The following is a 9,595-nucleotide window of genomic DNA, read 5'->3' on the forward strand; positions in this document are numbered from 1 at the left end:
AAATTTTTAATTATTTCATATTTTCTTATCAAAATATGAAATAAAAGCAATTTACCACAAAAACGGAGAAACAAAATTATTTTTATCCGTTTTTTTTTTTTTTTTTTTGGAAAATTTAATAAACTTATAATATGAAAATGAAAAAGAAAATAAAGACATTACTAGCAGCAGCTGGTTCATTGGGACTATTTGCTGCTATTAGTGCTACAGGTGTAAGTGATTCATCAGCAAAATCTGCTACTGAAACTCCTGCAAGCACCCCAACAAGCAATCCAGTAGTTGCTTTACCTGACTACAAAGTCTATCCAGGTGTGCAACAAATCAATTATGGAGGAAATAATACATATTCATTAACTGATACAGTAAACATCGTTTATGATGATAGTGTATCAGAAGCTACAATTAAAAGATTTGAAAATCTTTTAAAATCAAAACATATTTCTAATATTACTCGTAGCAAAAATTTATTATTTGGTAAAACCAATATCTTAATTGGTATTAAAGGTGATTCAGATAATACTGTTGATAACTTATTAAATACAGTTGGTATTAGTCCAAGTGAGTTAAAAGATAGTTCTTCAGATAATGCTGCAGATTTATTTAGTCAAAATGATGCATATTATCTAAGATCATCAAATAATTTTATTACATTGTATGCTAAAGATGCTGATGCAGCATTTTATGGTGCCACTACTTTGTGACATATCTTTAAACAAATTGATGGAAGCCAACTTCGCAATTTCACCATTAAAGACTGAGCTGATCGTGAAATACGTGGACTGTCACTAAGAAATACTTCATCAATTAGCACCCTTGCATCCAAATTAGATTTAATTAACTATGCTGGTTACTTAAAATACAACAGATATTACTACCAACCACAAACTGATTTAAAAACCACTACATTATGATCATCTTTATATACCCAAGATGAATTAAAAGATATTAAAACATTGATTAAAGCAACTTCAGATAATGGAATGAAATTTGTATATTTTATTAATCCATTTGTAGGTTCTGATAAAATCACAGCTGCAAATATGAATGATAAATTACCTCTTTTAAAAACTAAAATACAACAACTTTTAGATGTTGGTGTTAAAGATATAGTTATTGCAACACCACTTAGCAATGAACCATTTGCAGATGCAGTTTCAACTACTGGTACTTTATCTCAATCAGATTACACTACTATTGGAAATAAACAAAAAGCATTTTTAGATGATTTAGTTAAATGATGAAATGAACAAAGTAAAAGATATGATGACTTAGATGCAAAGATTGGATATCTTGATTATCGAAACCGTTCAAATCCAAAAAATGGAAGTACATCCCTTAAAAGTTACTATGATCAATTCAATTCAAATGTACAATTATATATAGATTCTGGAACTGATTGACCAAATATTGATGGTTCTAATAACTTTACTGCAGGAAACAAAAAAATAATTTATATTCAAAACTGACATAAAGGTGAAAGTAGTTTAGATTATCTGATGTTAGGAATTAACCAATTCTGATTAAAAACCTTACAAGATATAAGTGATAATAATCCTAACAAAAGCAATTATAAGTTTGCTAAAATTGATGGAATCGCAATTGATCCAAACCAAATGGAAGGACCTTCAAAGGTAACTTTATTTGATTTTGCAGATTATGCATGAAAACGTTGAGTAAATAACAAATTAACTGATTCAGATTCGTTAAGAATTGAACAAAGAACCCATCTTAATGCTTTAAACTTTGCAGTAGACCAAAGTTATAATGATCCACAATTAACAGATGCTTTATATAATATTTCAACTCACTTTTATAAATTATATTGAGACTTTAACCGAACCTGATTATCTAATGGAAATTTCAATTATAACTTCAAAGGATTTCCAGTTGAATCAACTGATATAAACTCTGCACCTAACTTTTATTTAGGAGGAATCGGTGATTCAATTCGTAGAGGAATCGATTCAGTTTCAAGAAGTGATATCAATGGATTAAGAGCAAAATTATCAAAACTAGTAGATGATATTAATTATGTATTTTTAGCGGCTGGTAAAAGTCAACTTGTTTTACAAACAAAACCTTGATTGCAATCTTTATATGATTTAGCTAATGCGGGTATTATTGCTTTAGATGCCACAACTGCTTACAAAAATTTTGACTTTGTAGTATTTGGTAAATTAACCCAAGAAGCAAAACTTGTCTACAATCGCTCACAAACATATAAAACTATGATTAAGGGTGCTTTAAAAGCAATTCAAATAAGTGATTCAGATTTGAATAACTTTGTAAGTAATTTAACTGATTTTTTAACTAATTTACATAATAATGTTTTAGCAACTGCGGATAATTCATCATTAGGTGCGGTGCAAAAAACATTCTTTACTAACCTAGGTCGCGATGGTAGAGCCGACTGAGATCCAAGTCATTTAGAAGCAGATAATAGTGATTCAACATTTACTTTTGATATTAGTTCCGATGGAAAATACAAAAGAATGAAAAAGGGTGATTATTTTGGATACCAATTCAGTCGTCCAATAACCTTACATAATGTATATGTAAAGATGTGATATGAAAAATGACGTTTATTATCTAAATTAAAATTACAATATCAAACATCTGATAAACCAAATCAATGACAAGACTTACAAGAAAATAAAGGTGAAAAAAATATAGATATAACTAATTTAACAGTTTCTTCTAATAATCCACAGTCAGTTGCAGGTTCTGTAAGTGATCCAACCGCAACATGAGGAACAACCGAATTAGGTGAAAGCGGGATTGCAAATGTAACAGCAATTAGAATAGTTAATAATCAAGATGATTCAACTAGCGATAATATGCTTTCACTAGTAAGTTTTATTGTTAATAAAGATGAGACAGTTAATTATGCACAAGATTTAAATCCATCAATTTCATCAACTGATTCTAATTCAAAAATTACCCTTGTGCAAGCATCTGAAAATGTTAATGATAAAAATTCAACATCTGCAACAAATGGGTTAGTGCTTCAACTTGCGAACAATACTAATTTATTATTTGACAATTCAAATGGTACAGCAAATGGAATTTATTTACAAACTCCATCAGGTGGTTGACAAGCAAATCAAAGCATTGGATTTAAACTTCCTGAAAAAATGAATATTACCCAACTATATTTATTCCAAACCTATCAAAATGCAGGTGATAGAATGAATGATTTTGCAGTTGAGTATCTAGATGGTGAACCAAGCACTGGTGAGTGAAAACAATTTGGATTCGGGCACTTAAATGGTTCTGCAATTCAAACAGTGTATGGAAATGCTACATTCCAATACTTTAGATTAGTAGTTAAAGGAACACACGATAAAGGAAGTCGTTGAACTATCGGTAATATCCAACTTGAATCATTAAGTAATGAAGCTGATTTAAAGTTATTTCCGACAACTGGTTTAAATCTTGTTTTAGATTCAGCAATTACTAATAACAAATTATCAAATTTAACCGATTCAAACGATGCCACCTTTGCATCATTTAAACATAATACAACAGGTTCAACACAACAAACTACAATCCAAGATAACGATTATTTTGTAATTAATTTCAACCGTCCAGCAAAAGTAGCAGAAGTAAAGATAAAACAAGATCCACAAGCAAAAGTATCTGATATTGAAATCCAAGGGCTTGTTAATAATGAAGTATTTAATATCCCATCTGATAGATATTCTACCACTAAGGATGCACAAACTGGGGAAGTAACTATTTCAATTAATGATCATTCAACAACAACTTCTGGTTCTAGTAATCAAACTACTGCAAATTACAAAGAAGAATGAACAGGATTAAAAGTTATTGCTGAACATGTAGTTGCGCAACCGCAAGCAGTTGCTGTTTCACAACAAGCAACTGATAGTGAACCATCAAGTCAGTCTCAACCACAACCAACACCAACAAACACATTAACACACTGAAACATTAAATCAGTAGATATTATCGAAAGACGTGTTAATATTTCTAAATACTTATTAAATCATAATGGTTCTTTATCAACAGGTTTCGATGGAAAAGAATTTGATTTATATAATAAAGAAGGAACACATAACACTCCTGTTACTGTTGATTTAAAACCAAATGATTCAGTAGGTATAGACTTTAATTCTGTTTATAAATTGACTAGTCTTTCTAGAACATTTAGTGTTGCTGATCAAACAAGCCATAAAAATGTTGTTTCGTCCGAAGAAAGTAGTTCTGGTGGAGAACAAAATTCACAATCACCTGCACCTGCTGCTTCATCTACTTCAAAAGCAAAACAAGCAGCAGATGAACAAGCTTCAGGGACTACTGAAAATTCAAAAACTATGAATACTGATTCACTAAAAGATATTAAAGTTCAATATTCACTAGATGGTTTCCACTGAACTGATGTAGCAATTAATGCAGACAATACTGATGTATCTGTTGCTAAAAATGCAAGATTTGTTCGTGTAATAAATACAGGTAGAAGTAATGTTAATTTATCATTTACTAATTTAAAAGCAAAAGTTACACCTGTGGTATATACAGTTAATGATGATGATCGTTTCGATACCACTGGATTAACACCAAAAGATTCAAGTGAAGCTGTATCTGCGGTTGGAATCGATGATGCTCATAGTCCAGAAAAGATGATTGATCGTGATGCAACAACTTTCTATCAACCAAAAAACCCTAATTCACAAATTCTTTATCGAAATGAAAAAGGTTACTTTGATAATCTTGATTTAAGAATTATCACTGATACAAGTTATCCAGATGTTAGTGTATCTGCACAATATTTTGATACAAAAGATAACACATTAAAATATAAAAAACTAGGTGAATTATCTCGTAGTGATACATCATTTACCATTCCTCGTGATATATATGTTACTGGTATTCAGATTACATGAGGAAAAACTGTTCCTAAAATCACTGAGTTATTCGGATTCCATAATAAACAACTTAATGCAACTGATAAAACTCAATTAAGTGCTTTAATCACAAAAGACCCAGATTACATAAGTCAATGAAGCAAAGAAGATCAAGACAGATACAATGAACTTAAAGCACAAGCAAAGCAAATTGTAAGCAAGGACTTTCTTGCTACCCAAGAACTAGTTGATACAGTATACTTTAGTATGCAAAATGTTATTAAATATGCAAAAGTTACTTTAACACCAGATCAAGTTGCTAGTGCTTCAGCGAATGTAATCAGCAATGCTGATAACCAATATACTGATCAATCATATGAACAATACCAAGATGCAGTGACAGCATTGCAAAATGCCGTTGCAGATCCTAATAGTCTAACTGAACCAACATATAATCAATTATTAGCAAATGTAAAAACAGCACAAGATTCATTAAAACCATCTGTATTTGCTCGTGATTTAGTAAAAAGAGATTTTGATACATTTGAAGATATCAAAGCACAATTAACCCACTACAACCCACAAGCATATGCTAAGTTAGCAGATTTTGTTGAAGCAAATAAAGATAAAGTTAATTCGCCTGATACCAAGGTTACTGACTTAATAGCAATTAACAAAGAGTTTCGTGCATTAATGGATTCGGTTAAATCACAATTAACAGAACGTGGTGCTAAATATCAAGACTTTGTTAAAGAAGCAGACAAATTAACTGATATAGCATTAGGATACCATCAAAGTTATCCATCATTATATAATCAACTTAATAAAATAATTTCTGATCAAAGAAATATTGCTTCTAATCCAAATGCAGATTCAGCAACTATTGATGCTTCTAAAGCTGCAATAGATGCTGCTATAGCACAAGTTCAAGCAAATATTGATAAACAAAATGCTGCAGTTGCACAGTTACAAAAATCTAAAGTATCAAATGAAAATGGTGTGTATACTATCGATTCATATAGCACATATACATCAAAATACAATGCATTAGCTGATTTATATAAACAACGTGCTTTTACAAATGATGTTGCTGATAAACAAATTACAGATGCACAAAAAGAACTTGATGATGCAACAAATGCTTTAGCATTAACAAATTCTGATGTAGCAAAAGCAGAAGTAAAAAGTATGCTTAATAATTTATCAAGCATTTCAGGTGTTGATCAAAGTCTTTTAAATGATTTGAAAACAAAAGCAAATAAAGCAAATATTTCAGATGATGAATTAAGATCATTATTATCTGATTTAAGAAGCGCAATTGTTGATCAGGATGAAAAATCATTAAATAATCTTAAACAACAAGCAAAAGATGCATTAGCAAATATCACTGATGCTGGTGTAAAAGCAGATTTAACTAAACAATTATCTGATGTGCAAAGTGTCTTGGATGTTCAAAAGTTAGTGCAAGCAATCACCGATGCACAAAATGCACAAATTGCTTTAGATGCACAAATTGTTAAAACAAAAGAAAAATTAACATCACAAGCGCAAGTTATTACTGATGCTACTACTAAAGAAGCATTTATTAAAAAAGTTAATGATGCAAATTCATTAGGTGTATTAAATGCATTAAGTAATGAATTAATATTAGATTTAGCACCAGTAGAAACTACTCCAGATGCTGCAACAAAAGCAAAAATTGATGAACTTAAGAAGTTAGCTGAATTTTTACCAACCCAAGAGCAAAATGATTTTCTAACTCGTTTAAATTCTTATGGAATAAAAGGGGTATCATTAAACCTTGATGCAATTGAAAATTCATTATTAGCAAATAATCCAAAATTAAAAGAAAAACTTGATGCACAAAGCAAACTAGATGCATATAACCAAACAGTTGATAAATTGAATAAATACATTTCATTGCTTCCACCAAAACTAGCAGCTGATTATCAAGAAAGATTAAATCCAGTTACTGATAAAGTCAAAGCATATGAAAACCTTTATAATTCATTTGTTCCAGAAGAAAAAGCAAACTTAGATGCGTTAATTGAGCAACTTAAAACTAGAAAAGATGTTTTATTAGAACTTGCTCAATCATTACCACAAAGCAATCAAGCAGATATTATTTCATCATTAAACGACATCAATGTATATGGTATGGATGATCAAGCAAATGCTAAGTTGGACGAAATTTATCAAAAAATGGTTACAATTCGTCCAAGTCTAACTGATACATATACAAAACTACAAGCACAAAATCAAACAAAGAAAAAGATAGATAAATTAACAGATGATTTAGTAACAATCTTTGATTTAAATCCATTAAAAGATTCACCAGTGTTTGTAAATTACCAACAACTTGCAAAACTATATGCAAATGATGTGGATAAACTTACTGGATTAAAAGATGAAATCTTAACTAAATTCTCTGATATTAAAACAGGATTCGAAGATAGACAAGTAAGAAAAGCAAGAGCTAAATTTAATGATATGGTTTCAGGTTTAAATGACCAATTAAAATTAGCAGCAAAAGCACAAGAAGAGTTACTTGATCCAAAATTCAAACAATTAACAGACCTTAAAAAAGCAGTATTAGGTTCAAATGCACAACAATATATGGATGCAGTCGATGCAGATGCACAAAAACCAAGATTATTAGATTTAATTAAGAGTCTTGATCAAAGCAATCAACAAGATTTGATAAATAAGGTTAATGCAGCAGCTACAACTGAACAACTTGATGCTCTTAAGAAAGAAATATTTACTTTAAAACCTGAACTTAAAGATATAGATGCAAAAGCAAGTTTTGATATTCTTAAGGATCAACTTGTAAAAATGATTGCAACCTTAGCACCTGATTTACAATTTAATTACTATAAACAACTTAATGAATTTAAAGATCCAAGTCAATTAGCAGATTTAAAAGCGTTTAAAGACAAGTTGTTATTTGATAATGTGGATTTAGCAGTTGCACAAGACAGCAAATTAATTTATGATGCAATTAGCAAATACTTGCAAAAAAATGACAGTCCAACTAATAAAGAAAACTTGGATAAATTAAATAAAATTTATTCAAATACTAACCCACAAGTTGATTATGTAAATAATTTATATAACGAACTTAGTCAAAACTCTCTTGTTAAAGCAAAAATAGCTCAAGAGCAAAAAGCTCAATCATATACCGATGCTTTAAATAACATCAATGATTTAATCAACATCCTTCCTGCTGATAAACAGACAGATCTTAGAGCAATGCTTACTGATAGTAAATTACTAAAAGCAAAACAAACTGTAGCATTAGATAATTTAGAAAATAAATTAAAAGAAATTCCAGCAGTGCAAAAGTTATTAGAAGATCAAAGTTATCAAGCAAATCGTGCTGATTTAATGCATATTATTTCATTTATTGATGCTTCTAAGCAAGTTGAATATATATCACAAATGGATGCATTAGGACCAAATGCTACCCAACAACAATTTGATAGCCTTAAAGCAAAAATATATTCTGAAATTTCAGGATTACAAAAACAAGTTGCAGATAGTGATCAAGCAGCTAAAGCCGCAGCCGATGCTAAGAGTTTTGCTGAATTTAAGATTGCTCTCGATGCGCAAATCAGAAACTTACCTAAAGCAAAACAAAGCAGTTACTTAGATGCATTAGCAGCATTAAATGCTAAATCAGATGCAAAACTTGCTGATTATCAAACACTTAAAGACAAATTATTAAACGAAAACGCTGATTTAAAAGCTTCTGTAGACCAACAACAAGCTAAAGACCAATATCAAGCAACCTTGAATAAACTTACATCATGAGTAAATGCATTAAAAGGTGATGATAAAATTGCAGCCAAATCCGAATTAGATAATCTTGATAACGATGCAAAATTATTAGTTTACACTGATGTTAAAGCAGATGTATTGAAAGTAGATCCTCAAGCCGAAACTAAGCTTTCAGAGCAAAAGGCACAAGAACAACAACTTGATAAGATTAAAAAACAAGAACAAAAATTAGCAACCTGATTATCTGATCCAAGTATTTCAGATGTGCAAAGAAGTAAATATCAAGCCCAACTCGCTAAGGTATCAAGTAAAGATTACAATGTATTAGAATCAGATTTAAATGATGAATTAGATAATAGTAGTGTTGCTCAAGGAAAAATGACAGAAGCATTGAATAATGCTGTTAGTCAAGCACAAGAAGAAATTAACAAACTTCCTGATACAGATAACAAAAAAGCAGACTACCAAAACAGACTTAATACATTAAAATCAGGTTCATATAGTTTAGAAAAAATTGCTAACCTTGAAACACTTAAAAAAGAAGTTGAAACTGAAGTTTCTAGACAGCAAAATGTAAAACCAGAGCAAACAAAACCTCAACCTAAGAGCAATGGTGGAGTAATTGCAGGAGTTGTTATCGCTGTGTTAGCATCATTAGCAGCAATTTTAGGATTAATCTTCCATCTTAAACGTCGCAAGAACAAAAAATAAACATAAAAATCGCTTATAAAAGCGATTTTTTTATTAAAATATCAAAAATTATTAGTAATTAATAAATATTATGATAAGATAAATTAAGTATTGCAAATTTTATCTAAATTACATTATCAAAAAAAAATATTTTGAAATATGAAATATTGTGATATAATAAATAACGAAGCATTTAGATGCTTTTAAAGTTCTTTGAAAACTAGATATAAAACATGACAGTCAATTTTTTCGAGAGTTTG

At 30.0% G+C, this 9,595-nt stretch carries 1 protein-coding gene; it reads left to right on the forward strand.

The window, feature by feature from the left end; translation table 4 throughout:
- Window positions 1-137 precede the first annotated feature (137 nt).
- The gene (locus ACXYRO_RS01410) at window positions 138-9,356 is read left to right on the forward strand and encodes a beta-N-acetylglucosaminidase domain-containing protein (RefSeq protein ID WP_458614088.1); all 9,219 of its coding nucleotides are present in this window, start codon (window positions 138-140) and stop codon (window positions 9,354-9,356) included.
- Window positions 9,357-9,595 lie beyond the last annotated feature (239 nt).

Source organism: Mycoplasma sp. 4013 (assembly GCF_054353875.1).